Origin of the sequence: Bartonella sp. PS17NMGDW (genome assembly GCF_042193555.1) — a bacterium.
In the GTDB taxonomy this organism is placed as follows: domain Bacteria; phylum Pseudomonadota; class Alphaproteobacteria; order Rhizobiales; family Rhizobiaceae; genus Bartonella; species Bartonella grahamii.
This window is the reverse complement of the sequence record NZ_JBHILY010000008.1, coordinates 15,985-33,423: the sequence shown is the minus strand read 5'-3', so window position 1 is coordinate 33,423 and position 17,439 is coordinate 15,985. Positions and strand designations below refer to the sequence as shown.

The window sequence follows — 17,439 nt, the reverse complement described above, 5'->3', positions numbered from 1 at the left end:
AAAAGCGGAGTTTTTCATGAACACTGTTGAAAAAAGGATTTCTGCTCGCTTATCGTTACGTGATCCTCAACGTGAATCTTTAAATATTTTGGTAAAAATTTTAGAAAATATAGAGCTTTCTAAAAATGCTGATTTAGTTGCAGAGTTAGAAGTGATAAAAAATCTTTATCCTTCTGTACAAGATTTTGAACGAAACTTTCCCTCTTTTTGTTTTGCCTTAGCAACGGGTGTTGGGAAAACGCGACTTATGGGGGCTTTTATCAGCTATCTTTATTTAACAGGTCGCAGTCGCCATTTTTTTGTTTTAGCGCCAAATTTGACTATTTATGAAAAGTTAAAACAGGATTTTAGTCCCCAAAGTCCGAAGTATGTTTTCAGTGGAATGAGTGAATTTATTGCCAATAGACCCGTTATTATTACAGGTGAAGATTATGAAAGTGGTAAAGGTATTCGCGCTGATGAACACCATTTTGAAGGACAAAAGCGTTTGTTTGAGAATAGAGATACGGCCTTTATCAATATTTTTAATATTTCTAAAATTAATACAACAGATAATAAAAAAGGCGCACTAAAATCTAGTATTCCGAGGATTAAACGCTTACAAGAGACGATTGGCGAAAGTTATTTTGATTATCTCGCAAATCTTCCTGATTTAGTTTTATTAATGGATGAAGCACATCGTTATCGTGCTTCTGCTGGTGCAGCGGCAATTAATGAGTTAAAACCTGTTTTAGGAATAGAGCTTACAGCGACACCAAAAACAATAGGTGCAAAACCCGTAGATTTTAAAAATGTTATCTATAGTTATTCACTTGCAGAGGCGATGAGGGATGGTTTTGTAAAAGAACCTGCTGTTGCTACACGTAAAGATTTTCAACTTCAAAATTATACATCTGAGCAATTAGAACATATCAAATTACAAGATGCAATTCATGCCCATGAAAATGTGAAAGCAGATTTAATTGTCTATGCAAAAGATTATAACAAAAAGTTCGTTAAGCCTTTTATTTTAGTTGTCGCTCAAGATACAAATCATGCACAAAAACTACGGAATTTATTGGAATCAGATGAATTTTTCGCAGGGGCTTATAAGGGAAAAGTTATAGAGATTCATACAAAACAGTCGAATATAGAAGAAGATCAAAATATTCAAAAGCTTATTGCAATTGAAGATTCTCATGACCCAACAGAAATTGTTATTCACGTTAATAAATTAAAGGAGGGGTGGGATGTTACGAATCTCTATACTATTGTACCGTTGCGTGCATCGGCTTCAGAAATTTTAACAGAGCAAACAATTGGGCGTGGATTGCGTTTGCCTTATGGGTATAGAACAGGCGTGGAAGCTATTGATCGTTTAACAATTATTGCGCATGATCGTTTTCAAGATATTATTGATCGTGCAAACGATCCAAACTCAATTATAAAAAAGCATATTGAGATTGGAAGAGAGGGGGATGTACCCTCTGAAAAGTCAGATATTGTGACGGTTCCATGTCAAGTAGAAGCTTTATTGATGCAAACGATGGTAACACGTAATTCCGATATAAATGGAGCATCTGATTTACAAGGTATCATATTACGTAATCCAGATTCCCCTACATTAACGCCTGAAGAGCGAGATATTGCAGCGATCGCGTGGGATCTTATCAAAGAGAATGATAAATTGCCAAGTTCTCAAATGCTTTATTCTGCACCGATACAAGAAAAAATTGCTAATAAAGTTATGAATATTAAGCCTTCATCACAAAAGTCTCTTGTATCAAAAGTGGTTACAATTTTGACAAAAAAATTAGCAGAATTGATGATAGATATTCCCAATATTGTACTCATTCCTTCGCGTGAGGTTACTTATGGTTTTTCTGATTTTGATTTGGAAAATTTAGAAAACTTAAATTTGCAACCTGTTAGTAAAGAACTTTTAATTCGAGAATTGCGTACCCATAAAAGCATTTTTCTCACTTCTAAGAATGAATATGTCAAAGAGCCTTATCTCGAAAATTACATCATTCGTGGTTTGATTGATAATAACCTTGTCGATTATGATAACCATACGCTCTTATTACGAAAATTAGCTAGTCAGATAGTAGAACATTTCCGATCTTATTTACCCAATGATGCAGCCGTTGAGAACGTATTAATTCACTATCAGCATAAGCTTATTAGTTTTATTGTTGCGCAATTAAGAGAACATCAGTGGGAAACGCAAAAAGATTATGAGGTTAAAGTGACACGGGGTTTTACAACTTTATCGCCTATCCATTATGTATTACCGCAAGGGACGTCTCCTCTTGATTTTCGTAATATTCCTGCCATTAAAAGCGATATTAAGAAACTTGTATTCAGCGGCTTTAGAAAATGCTGTTATCCTTTACAAAAGTTTGATTCAGTAGAAGGGGAGTTACGATTTGCTCAGATATTAGAGGATGATGCACAAGTATTGAAATGGATGAAACCTGCTCGGGGGTTTTTCAGAATAGAATATGATAAAGGATCAACTTATGAACCGGACTTTGTTGTAGAAACGGAGGATGCCAAGTATCTTTGTGAGCCTAAAAAAGCCTCTGAAATGCAAAATCCTATTATTTTAAAAAAGAGAGAAGCTGCAGTTCAATGGTGTTGTCATGCAACGCGCTACGCAGCTACTTATGGCGGTAAAAAATGGTATTATGTTCTTATTCCCCATGATGCTATTAAAGCAAATAATAGTTTTGAAGGTTTATGTGCAGAGTTTACCATTTCAGAATCTATACTTGAGAGCTCATAATTTATTTTTTTCAAAAATAAAACACATAAGTTTTTTAATTGACGGATGTGAGGTGCAATCAAATGTTTGGATAATTATTTTTAATTTTTTGCACTATCGCATCATTAACTTAAAAATATTAGGGATTTTTTAAATCAAAAAATTAATATTTTTTTCTAACAACATTAAAATAAAAGGAAAAATGTATAGAAAAGTTACACAAGATTATGATTTTTTATGGGAATTTTTAGCACATTTACAATTTTTGATAAAAGTACAATCTTACTTTCCTTATGTGAAAAGATCTTTGAATTTATAGTCACAAATTCAAAAAATATTTTAATTTTATTGGGTAATTTTATAAATATGCTTTCTTTAAAAAACTTAAATAGTTTATTGTTCTTTCATTTAAAAAGCCTGAATATAATGAAATATCCAGAGGGTGAGAGGGGAGAATTTTTCATATGACTTTGAATTTAATAAACACTGTTTTTAATTTTTTAAAGAAAAACCCGACAACAAAATTTACAGCTCGAGAAATTGCTCAATGGGTATTTGAAAATTACCCAGATAAATGCCGTCAAAAACAAAAGCATTCAACGGCAATAATTACTCCTCTTAAGAGTGATGCAGCCCTTATTCAGCAAATTGTTGCTGAAATAGGAGCAAGACGCCCTCAGTTACAAAAGCGTTATTCAGAAATTAAAACCACTGAAGGACGACCACGGCAATATTATTTTACTAAACAAACAGATAGTGCTGAAATTGATGCAGTAGAGGACAATGCAAAGAGTAGAACAGAAGATGGTTCTATTAAAGAGCATGATCTTTATCCGTTATTATCTAAATTTTTATGGTCAGAGCTTGCAGTTTACAGCAAGCGCATTAATGAGAAATGTTCTCGTAATAAACATGGTGCAGGCGGAAATAAATGGCTTTATCCAGATCTCGTAGGAATGCAAGATTTAAGCAGTGAATGGAATCGTGAAATCAAAGATTGTGTTTTGCAAGATTTTGATAAAAAAACGAAGCTTTGGTCTTTTGAAGTAAAAATTCTCATCAATCGTTCAAATTTACGAAAAGCATTTTTTCAAACAGTTAGTAATTCTTCATGGGCTAATTTGAGTTATTTAGTTGCTAGTGAAATTGAAGGGGTTGACACATTAAAAGAGCTTCGAATGCTTTCAAGTTTGCATGGAATTGGATTTATAAGACTCAATAAGGAAAACTCTTCCGAGAGTGAGATCTTAATTCCAGCCAAAGAACGTAGTGATATTGACTGGGATACTGCTAATAGATTAGTTGAGGAAAACAAAGATTTTCTTGATTATATTAAACTCATTCGTCAATTTTATCAAACTGGCGAGATGCGTCCACTAGATTGGGATCATATGTATCCATGAGGGGATGTTTTAAAAAGACTCTATTGTTTAAAAGCCCTTTTTTCAGAGTGATAAAAAATTACTCTAACTATTTTATTTGACTTATTATATTGATATAACATATTGATTTGTAATGATAATTAGTCTTTTTTAAACTTAAATGAGGGAGGGAATATCCTAGCATTCAATCCTTTCAAACGATCTTATATTGATATTGTATCAATCAAAATTGTTTGCGTGCATCTCATGAGTAGAGTTGAGTAGGGGAAGAGTTAAAATTCTGTTTTAGACCCGTTCTATTTTGTGCGTGGGGCGTGATTCCATTAGATACTAGTTTTAATGATTATAATTTATTACAAATTTTCTATTGTAGAGAGTGAAATTCAAATTTTTTTCTTTTTTTACATCAAGCATTGAAAATATTACTTCCTCATATTGAAGTCTTCTTTATGGAGAATTTATAATACTATTTTTTTAATTTTCATTGCTGTTCGCTTTGATTATTATTAAGTTTTTTGTTATCCGAAGTGAACATTCAAAAAAACATTGATTTTATAAAACACCCACACAGTTTACTCAATTTCTTGCAATAGATTTAAAAAAATAAATTTCTCTCACATCTTATGGCAAAGGGAGTGTGTACTGTCACAGTTTGCCATAATACTCTCTTTATTTATCAATAATACCGCACACCAAACGCGCACCACCTCCGCCAAGCGGTAATGGTTTATCTGATTGATTATCTGCCCCTAAATGAATGACTAAAGAGCGCCCTTTAATTTCAGAGATTTTTTTTAATCGTGGAGCAAGAACGCTCATCGTGGCATATCCTTGCTTATCAACATAAAGTGCTGGTAAATCACCAAGATGACCATTGACATTATAAGGTCCTAAATGTTTTCCGGTATGTTCTGGATCATAATGTCCACCTGCGCTTCCACCAATGATGCCATCTTTTGTATCACATGAAGGATTTACATGCACATGAAAACCATGCATCCCTTCTGATAAAGTAGATAAATTAGGGATGAAAATCAAACCGTATGTGGTTTCTTCAATTTTAATGCTACCAATAGCCTTTTTTGAATTATTATCTTCTAGTTTATAAATATTTACTTGTGTTGATAATGCTAATGCAGAATTTTTATGAATTAAAAATGCCATAAAAACCAATAATGATAATAATATTTTTTTCATAAAATACCTTTATACTTATCTTTAAATAAATTTTATCTATAAAAATATTTATAATTTTCTTAAATTGAAATTTAAGTAAAATAATTTACATAGAAATATTAGTTCTTAGAAAGAGCAAATAAATTAAATTATATATATGTGCTCTGAACATAACTCTCATTTTTTGATCTATAAAAAATGTAGCTTTCATAGATTGATAATTATATCTCGCTTACATTTCTTCAAGAGATGCTTTAAAAAATCTACTTTTTGAGGTGTAATAAAGCAATTTTAATAAGTTAGATATTATTTCATTTATAATAGATAACTATTTTATCAAAAAACAGAACATATAATTTGTTGATGATTTAATTGTTTTTCATAGAAAAAATGATAAAAATTTCTATTCATTATGAAATTTATAAGAGAAAGAATTATTATGATTCATATAAATTTCCCATAAAATACAGCATATACCAACACTCCCTCCCATTCCTGATCCTATCAGTGCTCCTATTATCATTCCAGCAGAAAGTGCTACTCCTATACCCATTGCGATAACTGGACCAAATCCTGGAAGAGCAATATAACCATAAGCTGCAAGAGTTGCTGCGATAGCTCCAGATACGCTACCATTTAAACCGCCAATGAAAGCAAATTCTTTCATAGAATGGCAGTACTTTTTTAATTTTCTTTTCTTACAGCTATGAAAAGAAACGTTGCTGTAAGTTTTAAAATCAATCATATTTTTTTCTTTCATTTTGAATGCTAACTGTTCCTGAATAGTCAACGGATACGAAAAAATGGGACTTTTTAAATTTTACTAAAGCACGCCAGATGCCTTTGTCATCTAGACGTAATCGTTTAATATTCTCAAAACCGTTTTGCATAAGACAATTTTTAACTTGTGAAGCAGTAAATGAGTTCTGACCTATTTTAGTGACATTTTGAGTAGAGGTATAGGTAAAGGTTTGACAATAAGGAAGATGAAAAACTTCACTGATTGAAGTAGTGACTGTCAACGAGAAACATAAAATCATTATAAAAAAAATACTTAATTTCAAAAAATTATTTATTTTCATCTGGTCACCATTTGTTGAAACAACACTTTATTAACCTCTGTGTTACTAACAAGTTCCCAAGATGATTTTATTTTTAATATTATACTTAACAATAAAAATTTTTGAAAATCTATTTATTAAATAAAAATGTTTTTTATTATTTATTTTCTTGTTAAAATTAATGTTATAAAATAACTATTTCAAAACGGTATTATTTTTTATTTGCTTTATATTGCAAAATTTAACAGATATGATTTAGCAAGATATCTTTACAATTTCAGCTGTAGTCTATAATTAATTTTCTCTATTTCATATCAGTATGCTAAATATATATAATATTTTTTACATCAGTAATAGATATTATTCAAAATGCAATATTAAACCATAGAGCGATTATATCGCTTATTATTGCTCAGTAGAGCTGTTTAGATGATTTTGTTGGAAATATTTGCATAATTTCCTTGAATCCGTAACCGGGATACATTCCTTCGCGCATAAATAAATTACGTAATGGTGAGAAACTATGTAACAAACCAAGCCCAACGCTTCGTATGATATGAACAGGCAACATGTGAGAAAGTAGAGCAGAGTTAAGTGTATGAACAGCTCCACTTCGGATTAATATATCTGGTTTGCGGCATTTGTTATAATGCGCAACAATCATTTCAGAGTTAGAATTGGATATTTTGTTAGGTAAAATATCAATCAAAGTTTGGACATCACGGAATCCTAAATTCAATCCCTGTGCCCCAATAGGGGGGAAAACATGAGCGGCTTCACCCATTAAAATTGTTCGATTAGCAGCAAAATGATGAGAAAGAAGTCCTGAAAGCGGCCATGCTTGAATTGATGTTTCTAAGCTTAGCTTTCCAAGCATTGATTGCATTTTGTTTTCGATCATTTTTGCAATTGCTTTTGGTTCTATATTCAATAATTCCTCAGCACGAGAAGGACGAACGACCCATACAAGACTAGATCTTCGCCCTGGTAGAGGAACCTGTGTAAATGGACCATGTTCTGTATGAAATTCGGTTGATGTATTTTGATGAGAAAACTCATGAGAAAAATTGAGAACAAGTGCTTTTTGTGGATAATTCCAATGTTTGACACTTATCCCTGCTGCGGCACGTGTAAGAGAGTGACGTCCATCAGCTGCAACAACAAGTGGTGCTTGAATGACTCTACGATCAACAAGAGTAATACATACATGGTCTTTTGTATGATGAAAAGATTTGGCTGCAGAAACAAATCTTGTAATATTAGGCGTACGTGTAACCGCATCGACTAAAGCACTGTTCAATTTTACATTAGGTATATTATAGCCAAAAGCTTTTTCACCAATTTCAGCAGAAGAAAAATGCACCGTAGGAGCATGCACAATTCTAGAAGTTATATCTATAATTCTCATGGATGATAAAGCAGCAGCATGTTGTCGAAGATTATTCCAAATATTGAGTTTTTGAAGCATGCGTATTGCAGGCATCATAAGAGCAGTTGTCCGCAACTCATCTGTATGAGCAGGGGGACCAACAAGAAAAACAGAAAGCCCCTCATGTGCAAGATTCAGTGCGGCTAACATTCCGACAGGACCTGCACCAATAACAGCAATATCTTTATGCTCTTTCTTTTCAAAGATCACAACGGTTTGAACCTTTCTCCATTGAGAAAATATTTTAACATTTCCAAATGATCACTCTCTTTTTATTGTATGAAGCTCTTCTATTATAGTATGTAATAAATAATTCGATATAAAAAAGTAACCTTTTTATGATTTTTTTAAATGCTGAGTTATATCATCGGTAAAAAAATGGCGTATTGATAGATGGTTGAAGACTTTAAAAACGAGGATAAGAAAACCTTGAAACGTAAACTAACAAAGAAAATCAAAACAAATGCTAAATTATTACGCCATAAAAAAGTAACAATGCCACAAGCAAAGGCCTTTTCCGTTCATTTACTAACAGCTTCGGGATCATTTTTAGCGTTTCTTTCTCTTATATCAGCCTCTCAAAAAGAATGGACAGCTATGTTCTGTTGGCTTGGGCTTGCACTTCTCGTTGATGGTATAGATGGACCAATTGCACGCAAACTTGATGTTAAATACGTTCTTCCAACATGGTCTGGAGAGCTGTTAGATAATATTATTGATTACGTGACTTATGTCTTAATTCCTGCCTTTGCACTCTATCAAAGTGGTTTCATGGGGGTAGGGTTATCATTTTCATTGAGTGCAATTATTGTTATTTCATCTGCTATTTATTATGCAGATACTAGTATGAAAACCAAAGAAAACTTTTTTAAAGGATTTCCTGTTGTTTGGAATATGATGATTTTTACGCTTTTTGTCGTCAGACCGGAAGAGTGGATTACTTTTATCATTATTGTTTTATCGGCGATTATATCTTTTTTGCCAATTTATTTTATTCATCCAGTAAGAGTTCTTCGTTTACGTAGGGTTAATTTTCCAATTTTTCTCTTATGGTGTTTTTTTGGTGTTTCTGCATTCTTTTATCAACTAGAGGCTCCCTATTGGGTTAAAATAGGAATTTCGATAACAGGAATTTACATATATTGTATCGGCGCAATCATGCAAATATTTCCTCAACTTGGAGCAAAAAATATAAAAAAACAATAAAATAGTTGTTTTAAGAAGGGTATAAGATGCAAATTGATTTTGGAGCAGATGATGATATTTCTTTTACGAAAGATGGGCGTGCTGGTATTATAAAGCTCACACGCCCTTCAGCATTAAACGCTCTTAATCAACGAATGGTTTCAGCTTTAAAAAAAGCTCTCAGGACATGGGAAACAGATGATAATATCTCTTGTGTCTTAATTGAAGGGGAAGGGCGCGCTTTTTGTGCTGGTGGAGATGTTGTAGAAATCTATCATATGGGGAAAAGTGCCACTGCTTGTCAGTATTTTAGTGATGAATATAGTCTAAATGCTTATATCAAACGTTTTTCAAAGCCCTACATTTCTTTCCTAAATGGTATTTGGATGGGAGGAGGGGTAGGGATTTCTCTCTATGGTTCGCATCGAATTGTTACAGAAAATACTGTTTTTGCTATGCCAGAAGGTGCGATTGGATTTTTTCCAGATGTAGGTGCAAGTTTTTTCTTACCATCTCTTCCCAATCATTTTGGCATATATCTTGCATTAACGGGTGCACGCATAAAGTGGGGAGATTGCTTAAATTTGGGATTAGCAACACACGCCGTTGCTGAAATTGAATTCGATATGATTAGAAAAGCTATTATTGAGCAAGGAGATCCTACTTTAGCTTTAAACGAGCGAGCAATTACAAAAGACTATGAAACGAGTCATGAAATACGTTGTATTATTAACACTTGTTTTAGTGCCCATACCTTAGAAAAATGTCTTGAGTTGCTACATAAAAAAAGTAATGAAGGTATTTTGTTTGCTAAAGAATGTTATGATATTTTGCAGTTACGTTCTCCGATAAGTTTAAAAGTTATCTGGAAACAAATGAAACAAAATTCATCTCAAACGTTGGAAGATTGTATGAAAATTGAAAACCGCATTGCACATCATATGATTAATTCACATGATTTTCATGAAGGTATACGTGCTATGTTAATCGATAAGGACAAAAGACCTCAATGGCAGCCAGATAAACTTTCAAATGTGACAGATGAAATGGTGGATTCTTACTTCCAACCTGTTGAGAAAGAGTTATTATTGTGAAAAATAATTCACACAAACGGATTTCAAAAATCAATTTAATATATAACTGTTATTTACGGTTTTTGGCACTCATTTGCTTAGTCCTAGGTATTTGTTATTGGATACGCCTTGTTGGTGTTTTTCCAGGTATTCTATGGCGTTTTGATCTTATGCCTTGGCAGTGGCAATTTGCATCAGCTATATTGGCTATTCTCTATCCTATTGCCTTAGTTGGACTTTGGATGTATTCATTATGGGGTATCATCGTGTGGTGGATTGCAGCATTGATTGAAGCAATAACAATATATTATTCTGATTTTATTTATCAGCCATTTCTGCCATTATTTCATGGAATATTGTTTTTAGCTTTCATAATACTGCAAATTGTGATGTTTTTTTTAAAAAGAGTAAAAAATAAAAAAACATCGTGATTGAAATTTTCGAGCCAGAATAACAGGCTCGATTTTCAAACATACGTTCCTCAAAGCGCTAATTCCAGATATACTCTTTCCATAAAGTTCCATAATATATATTATGCGATAATATGATACAGCAAAACAAAAGAAACCCTATTTTAAAACATAAATCATATTTATAATCGTACAATTCACTTTTAAAACTAAATTATGGTATTGAACAGCATATTAAAATATTTGGTCTTTAAGAAAAATTTCTTAAAGACCAAAATAGTTGTAATGAAATTACGTCGTATAAATAATAAAAATTACTGTACTATTTTACAACGTTTTATACGTGCAAGATCACTCAACACAGCATTGCGATTATTTAACGCTGAAATTTCATTACTTTCACTGGATTTAGGATCCATAAAAAACAAAGCAGGCAAAAATACAATACTTGTTGCTGCTAAAGCCACATTTTTATTTCTTGCTTTAGAACGCTCTGCAATTGTATCATTAATCTGACGTTTATTAGCAAAAAACTCCCGTTGAATATCGGCACAACTCATTGATCCGTCATGTAATGTTGTCGTTGAAATATTTTTTTCTAAACGCCCCCCACATGCTGTCAAGGAAACTGCTAAAACCACAATACATACACCCCGCTTAAAATTCTTATACATAAAAGCCTCATTTTTGACATAAAAAACACTAAATATGTCAAAAATGAAATAAAATAAAGGATAAATTTAAAAGTGTTTTATTTAACTTAAAATATTGCGCATAATAAGCTTACGCATCTGTTTCAAAAGTAAGACCTTGATATGCAGGTTTTACATAGGATGGAACATAATTTATAACCTTGTTGTAATCCAGCGATCTATCCATATGTGTAAGTATTGCTTGTTTTGGCTTTAAATATTCTATCCATTGTAATGCTTGATCAACAGAAAAATGACTCGGATGGGATTTAAATTGGAGAGCGTCAATGATTAGAACATCCAGATCCATTAATTTGGATAAAGTTTTTTCAGGAAATTCACTAACATCCGTACAATAGGCAACATTCCCAATCCGAAAACCTAAGGAATAAATGTTTCCGTGGTTTTGTAAATGTGTATTGACGCTTATTGCTCCGCCCTGCCCCTGAATAATAAATTGACTATCTTCATTGATAAGATGCTCTTTTAAAATGGGAGAATAAGATGAAGCTTTTGGTGTTTGAAAACAATATCCGAAAGCACTTTTGAGATGCTCTAGTGTAAATCTGTCAGCATAGATATCTATTAAACATTTTTGTGCAAGTGCATAGCTGCGTAAATCATCAATACCGTGGATATGGTCTGCATGAGAATGTGTGTAAAGAGCAGCATCAAGATGGCTTACACGCGCATCAATCATTTGTGAGCGAAAATCTGGACCTGTATCAATAACGATTGTTGTTTTGTCTCCTGAAGGTTTAATACGTTCAACTAATAAAGAACTTCTGTAGCGTTTATTTTTAGGGTTATTCGGATCACATGTTCCCCAATCACCATTGGGTCGTGGCACTCCTGGAGAAGGACCACAACCTAATATTGTAAATCGGTATTGATCACACATATCTTTTGCCTTATTTCATTTTACTAAATAAACGAAAAGCATTACGCGTTGTTATTTGAGCTGTTTCTTCAATGCTTAAGCCAATTGTTTCAGCCAAAACAGCTGCTGTATAGCATACAAAAGATGGTTCATTTGTTTTGCCTCGATGGGGAATAGGTGCTAAGAATGGAGCATCTGTTTCCACTAATAAATGCTCATGGGGCACAATTTTTGCTATTTCACGGATTTCAAGTGCACTTTTAAAAGTAAGAATACCTGAAAAAGAAATATAACCACCAAGTTCGATTCCAGCACGAGCAAGTTGCATTCCAGACGAATAACAATGAAGGATAAAAGGAAAAGCTCCTTCTTTTATCTGTTCACGTAATATTTTCTCCATATCGATATCGGCATTGCGTGAATGTATAACAAGAGGAATCTGTGTTTCTCGAGAAGCAATGATATGTTCTTGAAAAACTTTCTTTTGCTCTTCTGGTGTAGAATAATCATAATGGTAATCAAGCCCCCCTTCCCCAAACGCAACAATTTTAGGGTGATTCGAGAGCTGTATAAGCTCTTCCGCTGTAATATTTTGTTCTTCATGCGCATGATTGGGGTGTGTTCCAACGGAACAAAAGACTTGGTCATAGCTTTGCGAAATGGCTAAAAGCTTATCTAACTTATGAACATGGGTTGAAATTGTTATCATACGTTTAACATCAGCATCTAAAGCCCGTTGGATAACATTATCCAAATCTTGTGAAAAATCTTCAAAATCAAGATGACAATGTGTATCAATCAACATGATGAGTGTCTTCTTTCTTTAAGATATAGCGAGGAAAAATCGGTTCTGGTGGTGGAAGATCAAGCCCTTCTTGAATTTTTGAACGACTTATATGATACAATAACCGATCATCTTCAGCAACCGCAAGGCTATCAAGAAGTTTGGCTGCTGATTGGGGTATGAAAGGCAAAAGCATAATTCCTATTCTCCGCAAGATTTCTACAGTGATATAAAGAACTGTAGAAAATCGCTCTTGGTCATTTTTACGTAAACTCCAAGGTTGTTCGTTGGCAAAATAGCGATTGGCATCCGCTACAATTGAAAAAATAGCTGAAAGTGCTAAATGCATACTATAGGAAGACATAGCTTGATGTACAGTTTCAAGTACTTGAAGAGATTGTTCTAAAAGCTGTTGATCTTGAGCTAAAAATGAAGTTGGTCTCGGGACTTGTGCATTACAATTTTTGGCAATCATAGACAAGGAGCGCTGCGCTAAATTACCAAGATCATTAGCAAGATCAGCATTAATACGGTTTACAAGGCTTTCATGGCTATAACTACCATCTTGTCCAAATGGCACTTCACGGAGAAGAAAATAACGAACCTGATCAAGACCATAATGATCAACCATTTCAAAAGGATCAACGACATTTCCAATAGATTTTGACATTTTTGCACCACGATTAAGTAAAAAACCATGTGCAAAAATATTTTTAGGCAATTCAATTCCCGCAGACATTAAAAATGCCGGCCAATAGACTGCATGAAAACGAATAATATCCTTACCAATAATATGCGTATTTGCAGGCCAAAAATCACGATTTTTTGAATTTTCATTGAAAAAACCAATTGCTGATAGATAATTTGTAAGCGCATCAACCCAGACATACATCACGTGCTTTGGATTCTCTGGAACAGTAATTCCCCAATTAAAACTTGCGCGTGAAATAGAGATATCTTTTAAACCTGATTTGATAAAACTTATAATTTCATTACGCCGCTCAAATGGAGCAATAAAATCAGGATGTTCTTCATAATATTCAAGAAGAGGCTTTTCATAATGAGAAAGTCTAAAAAAATAACTTTCTTCTTCATTCCATTCAACTGGAGAGCCTAATTCCTTCTCACGACGGATGTTGTCTGGTCCAATTTCCGTATCTTTTTCTTCATAATAGGCTTCTTGGCGAACCGAATACCACCCCGTATAACGACCGAGATAAATATCGCCATTTGCTTCCATCTTTTTCCAAATTTCTTGACAAGCTTGATAATGGCGTTCTTCTGTCGTACGGATAAAATCATCGTTAGAACAATTTAATACTGCAAGCATTTTTTGAAATACAGCACTATTACGATCTGCAAGTTGCTGAGGTGTCATGCCTAATGCTGCTGCGGTTTGTTGCATCTTTAGACCATGCTCATCTGTACCAGAAAGAAAAAATACATTTTTTCCGTTTAATCGTTGAAAGCGGGCTAAGACATCGCTTGCAATTGCACTATAGGCATGCCCAATATGTGGAGCACCATTAGGATAAAAAATGGGAGTTGTTATGTAATATGTGTCACGCATGTCATACTCGTTGTAAAACCCTATAAATAAAAGATATAATGACATAACGTCTGTTCATCGTATTGTCACGGAAAAACTAATCCTCATGAATGATCTTATGAACTTTAAAAAGTAAGTTAATAACAAACTGCTTTTTATCGAGATTAAACAGTTGTATTTCCTCTATTTCTTGATGAATCTCTTGCCATTTTTCCGCATATTTTTTTGAGAGAAATAAGTCTCCCTTTTCAACAAGTATGATAGCTTTTTTTTGAATTTTATTAAGAATTTCATCACAAAATTGTTGAAATTGGAATGTAGAAGAAACAGATGAAAATGTTTGTGCAAGAGTATGTACAATCGTTGCGTTACAAACAGGTTTCTCTAGGAGAGCATCAATTGTTTTAATAATTTCAAGTCCGCCATGGCAAATAAGTAAAGCGGCTTTTCGAGGACTTCCTTCGGATTTTTTAATAATCGTTTCAATTGTTTTCTCATCAGGTAAATCCTGATTGGCGAAAATATGTGTAATAACTTTTTTCATTTCATCGTTATTCAACGGACGGAAAGAAATTTTTTGACACCGTGAATGGATTGTTGGAAGCAATTTTCCGGAAGAATGCGCGATAATAACAAATAACGTTTTTGTAGGTGGTTCTTCAAGTATTTTGAGAATTGCATTTGCTGCATTTCTATTCATATCATCTGCAGAATCAATAATAACAATACGCCATCCATTATCTTGCGATGTTCGGCTTAAAAAATGCATAATATCACGGATATCATCAACGAGTATTCCTGTTTTAAACTTTTGCGTTTTTACATCAAATCGACGTGAAATATACAAAAGACCAGGGTGACTTCCTTGTGTAATTTGGCGCCATGGAGTAGAATAAGGATCGGGTTTCAAGAAAGCCCCCTGTTGAGAACTTAAAATGTTCCAAGCAAGATGAAAGGCTAATGTAGCCTTTCCAATCCCATATTCTCCTTCAAATAATAATGCATGATGCAAACGCTCTTCTTTAAGCATTTGTGTCAAAAAATGACGAACATCCTCATGACCAAAAACAACATCATTCTGGGATGGTGATAAAATTGTATCAATATCATCATATTGGCGTGAGATATTTACATTACTCATGAAAGCTGATCCAACAATACCTGATGACAAATATTTTTTATTTGATGTGCAACGACTTCCACTGAGCCAGTGGCATCAATGACTCGAAATCTATGGGGTTCCTGTTTGGCCAACTGAAGAAAAGCTTGACGCCTTTGTTCTTGAATTTCCAACTGATCTTTTTCAAAATAATCAATTTCTTCTGTTTCTTTTCTTCGTAAATTTGCACGTTTCATACCACACATTGCTGGCATATCTAATAAAAATGTTAAATGAGGCAAGATACCATTGAGTGCAATACACTCTAAAACAGCAAGAAGAGAAGAACTGACTGTATTATTGAGTCCTTGATAAACGCGTGTAGAATCAATAAAGCGGTCACATAAAACGATTTTACCTTTTTGCAAAGAAGGCGCGATAAACTCGGTAACATGGTCGACACGTGCAGCTGTAAACAAAACAGCTTCAATCAACGGTCCATACTGTTGCGCTTGCCCCGACAACAAAATATACCGGATTGCTTCTGCTCCTAGCGTTCCTCCTGGTTCTCGTGTTGTAACAACATCATAACCTTGGTGAGAGAGAAACTCAGCAAGTAAAGAAATCTGCACCGTTTTTCCTACCCCGTCCCCTCCTTCAAATGTAATAAAATAACCTGACACGTATGACCTTAACCTTATTAGCACGTAACTACAAATATTTCCGTAACCATCCAATTGTTATTTCATAGAATGCATTTTTTACTTTTGCAAAGAAACTTCCTTCCTGAACATTCATTCCGGCAAAAACAGGTTTTTCCAGAAGAACCTTTTTATCTTCTAAAATTTGAAGAACGCCAACTGATTGCCCAAAAACGATGGGAGCTTTCAACGGACCATGATATTTAATTTTTGCTTTAACATTTACTTTTTTTTCATTCGAAAGCATAAAACTTATTGGTTTTTTAACAATGAGTGGAACAAAATTTTGCTTACCACCATAAACAGAAGCACGACCAATCGTTTCTTCTTTTGTGAAAATCGTTTTGAGATCAAATGCTGTCATTCCCCATTGAAGAATGTGTTCTATTTCTTTTGTATATTTTTTACCATCTTGCAAACCATTGAGTGCTAAAAAAAGACGTCGATGATTTTTAGAAATGGTGGCAACCATTGAAAATCCTTCTTTTTCGCTGTAGCCAAAACCAAATCCTTCTACACCAATTTCCTTAGAAATAAGAGGGTTTTTATTACGTTGAAAAATATTATTCCACGTAAAATGAGGCTCACGATAAAGTGCATAATAATCCGGATATTCCTGAACAATATGACGTGCTAATATAATCATATCACGCACGGTTACAAATTGTCCCTCTTCGGGTAGCCCTGTTGCGTTAACAAAATGACTTTGAGATAATCCGACCACTTTCGCGCGCTGATTCATCAGTTTTGCAAAATGGGACTCATGTCCAGATATTCCTTCAGCAAGAATAATAGCAGCATCATTTCCATTCATAATAATTAAACCACGTAAAAGATCAGAAACACTGATTTCTGTCTTTATCTTTGCAAACATAGTGGTTGTACCGGAAGGTGCTCCACCTTTACGCCAAGCATTTTCACTTACCTTGAATTTCTGCGTACTCTTTAACAATCCCTTCTTTAAGTGATGAAATACAACTTCTACTGTCATCAATTTTGCTAATGAAGCAGGAAAAAAAGGAATATCACTTTGTTTTTCATAAAGTATTGTCCCTGTATCATCATCGAGTAACAACAATTGTGATGCAGAAATTTGAAAAACTTCTGCTCTCCCCCACGTGTCAAATGCCAATATTCCCCATAAAGTCAATAAGATCCTTAATGTTGTATACATAGATCTCCTCCCATCCCAAAGATTAACATAAAGAATCTTATATAGGAAAAAACTTTTTTATTTCTGCAAATTGAGGAATTATTGACAACAAAAGAAAA

16 protein-coding genes are annotated in these 17,439 nt (G+C 33.7%); 5 read left to right on the top strand and 11 right to left on the bottom strand.

Annotation, left to right across the window (positions count from 1 at the left end):
* Positions 1-16: 16 nt before the first annotated feature.
* Together ACFIJK_RS06585 and ACFIJK_RS06580 are read left to right on the top strand one after the other, a co-directional pair.
* Positions 17-2,767 (top strand): DEAD/DEAH box helicase, encoded by a 2,751-nt coding sequence (locus ACFIJK_RS06585; RefSeq protein WP_375627289.1) that lies wholly within the window; start codon positions 17-19, stop codon positions 2,765-2,767.
* A gap of 443 nt (positions 2,768-3,210) precedes the next feature.
* The gene (locus ACFIJK_RS06580; protein WP_375627288.1) at positions 3,211-4,149 is read left to right on the top strand and encodes a COG2958 family protein; all 939 of its coding nucleotides are present in this window, start codon (positions 3,211-3,213) and stop codon (positions 4,147-4,149) included.
* Positions 4,150-4,797: 648 nt separating this feature from the next.
* Here ACFIJK_RS06580 and sodC read toward each other — a convergent pair.
* From sodC to ACFIJK_RS06560, 4 genes are all read right to left on the bottom strand, one after another.
* The gene (gene sodC / locus ACFIJK_RS06575) at positions 4,798-5,325 is read right to left on the bottom strand and encodes a superoxide dismutase [Cu-Zn] SodC (RefSeq protein WP_375627287.1); all 528 of its coding nucleotides are present in this window, start codon (positions 5,323-5,325) and stop codon (positions 4,798-4,800) included.
* Positions 5,326-5,707: 382 nt separating this feature from the next.
* Positions 5,708-6,064, bottom strand: coding sequence for a hypothetical protein (locus ACFIJK_RS06570; protein WP_375625858.1), 357 nt, complete (start codon positions 6,062-6,064; stop codon positions 5,708-5,710).
* A complete protein-coding gene (locus ACFIJK_RS06565; protein ID WP_375625856.1) occupies positions 6,042-6,386 on the bottom strand; it encodes a hypothetical protein in 345 nt (114 codons plus the stop codon). The genes ACFIJK_RS06570 and ACFIJK_RS06565 overlap by 23 nt, the downstream gene beginning before the upstream one ends.
* A gap of 391 nt (positions 6,387-6,777) precedes the next feature.
* Positions 6,778-8,004, bottom strand: coding sequence for a UbiH/UbiF family hydroxylase (locus ACFIJK_RS06560; RefSeq protein WP_375627286.1), 1,227 nt, complete (start codon positions 8,002-8,004; stop codon positions 6,778-6,780).
* Between the two features lie 183 nt (positions 8,005-8,187).
* Here ACFIJK_RS06560 and pcsA point away from each other — a divergent pair, with 183 nt between their 5' ends.
* The 3 genes from pcsA to ACFIJK_RS06545 are packed head-to-tail and all read left to right on the top strand — an operon-like array spanning position 8,188 to position 10,483.
* Positions 8,188-9,000 (top strand): phosphatidylcholine synthase, encoded by an 813-nt coding sequence (pcsA, locus tag ACFIJK_RS06555; protein WP_375627285.1) that lies wholly within the window; start codon positions 8,188-8,190, stop codon positions 8,998-9,000.
* 26 nt (positions 9,001-9,026) lie between these two features.
* Complete coding sequence (locus tag ACFIJK_RS06550; protein ID WP_375627284.1) at positions 9,027-10,073, top strand: enoyl-CoA hydratase/isomerase family protein; 1,047 nt, start codon at positions 9,027-9,029, stop codon at positions 10,071-10,073.
* Positions 10,070-10,483, top strand: a complete 414-nt coding sequence (locus tag ACFIJK_RS06545) for a DUF6163 family protein (RefSeq protein ID WP_375625848.1) — start codon at positions 10,070-10,072, stop codon at positions 10,481-10,483. Before ACFIJK_RS06550 ends, ACFIJK_RS06545 begins: the two co-directional genes overlap by 4 nt.
* 293 nt (positions 10,484-10,776) lie before the next feature.
* Here the strand turns inward: ACFIJK_RS06545 and ACFIJK_RS06540 are convergent, their stop codons facing one another.
* The 7 genes from ACFIJK_RS06540 to ACFIJK_RS06510 form a co-directional block, all read right to left on the bottom strand.
* Positions 10,777-11,136, bottom strand: coding sequence for a hypothetical protein (locus ACFIJK_RS06540; RefSeq protein WP_375627283.1), 360 nt, complete (start codon positions 11,134-11,136; stop codon positions 10,777-10,779).
* A gap of 109 nt (positions 11,137-11,245) precedes the next feature.
* The gene (locus ACFIJK_RS06535; protein ID WP_375627282.1) at positions 11,246-12,055 is read right to left on the bottom strand and encodes an MBL fold metallo-hydrolase; all 810 of its coding nucleotides are present in this window, start codon (positions 12,053-12,055) and stop codon (positions 11,246-11,248) included.
* A 10-nt stretch (positions 12,056-12,065) separates the two neighbouring features.
* Complete coding sequence (locus tag ACFIJK_RS06530) at positions 12,066-12,839, bottom strand: TatD family hydrolase (RefSeq protein WP_375627281.1); 774 nt, start codon at positions 12,837-12,839, stop codon at positions 12,066-12,068.
* Entirely contained in the window at positions 12,829-14,388 is a 1,560-nt protein-coding gene (gene metG, locus ACFIJK_RS06525; RefSeq protein ID WP_375627280.1) for a methionine--tRNA ligase, read from the bottom strand. The genes ACFIJK_RS06530 and metG overlap by 11 nt, the downstream gene beginning before the upstream one ends.
* Before the next feature lie 76 nt (positions 14,389-14,464).
* Positions 14,465-15,508 carry a DNA polymerase III subunit delta' gene (locus ACFIJK_RS06520; RefSeq protein ID WP_375625839.1) on the bottom strand — a complete coding sequence of 348 codons (1,044 nt, stop codon included), beginning with the start codon at positions 15,506-15,508 and terminating at the stop codon, positions 14,465-14,467.
* Positions 15,505-16,149, bottom strand: a complete 645-nt coding sequence (gene tmk / locus ACFIJK_RS06515) for a dTMP kinase (protein WP_375625837.1) — start codon at positions 16,147-16,149, stop codon at positions 15,505-15,507. The genes ACFIJK_RS06520 and tmk overlap by 4 nt, the downstream gene beginning before the upstream one ends.
* A gap of 28 nt (positions 16,150-16,177) precedes the next feature.
* Positions 16,178-17,341 carry a D-alanyl-D-alanine carboxypeptidase family protein gene (locus ACFIJK_RS06510; protein ID WP_375627279.1) on the bottom strand — a complete coding sequence of 388 codons (1,164 nt, stop codon included), beginning with the start codon at positions 17,339-17,341 and terminating at the stop codon, positions 16,178-16,180.
* Positions 17,342-17,439: the final 98 nt, after the last annotated feature.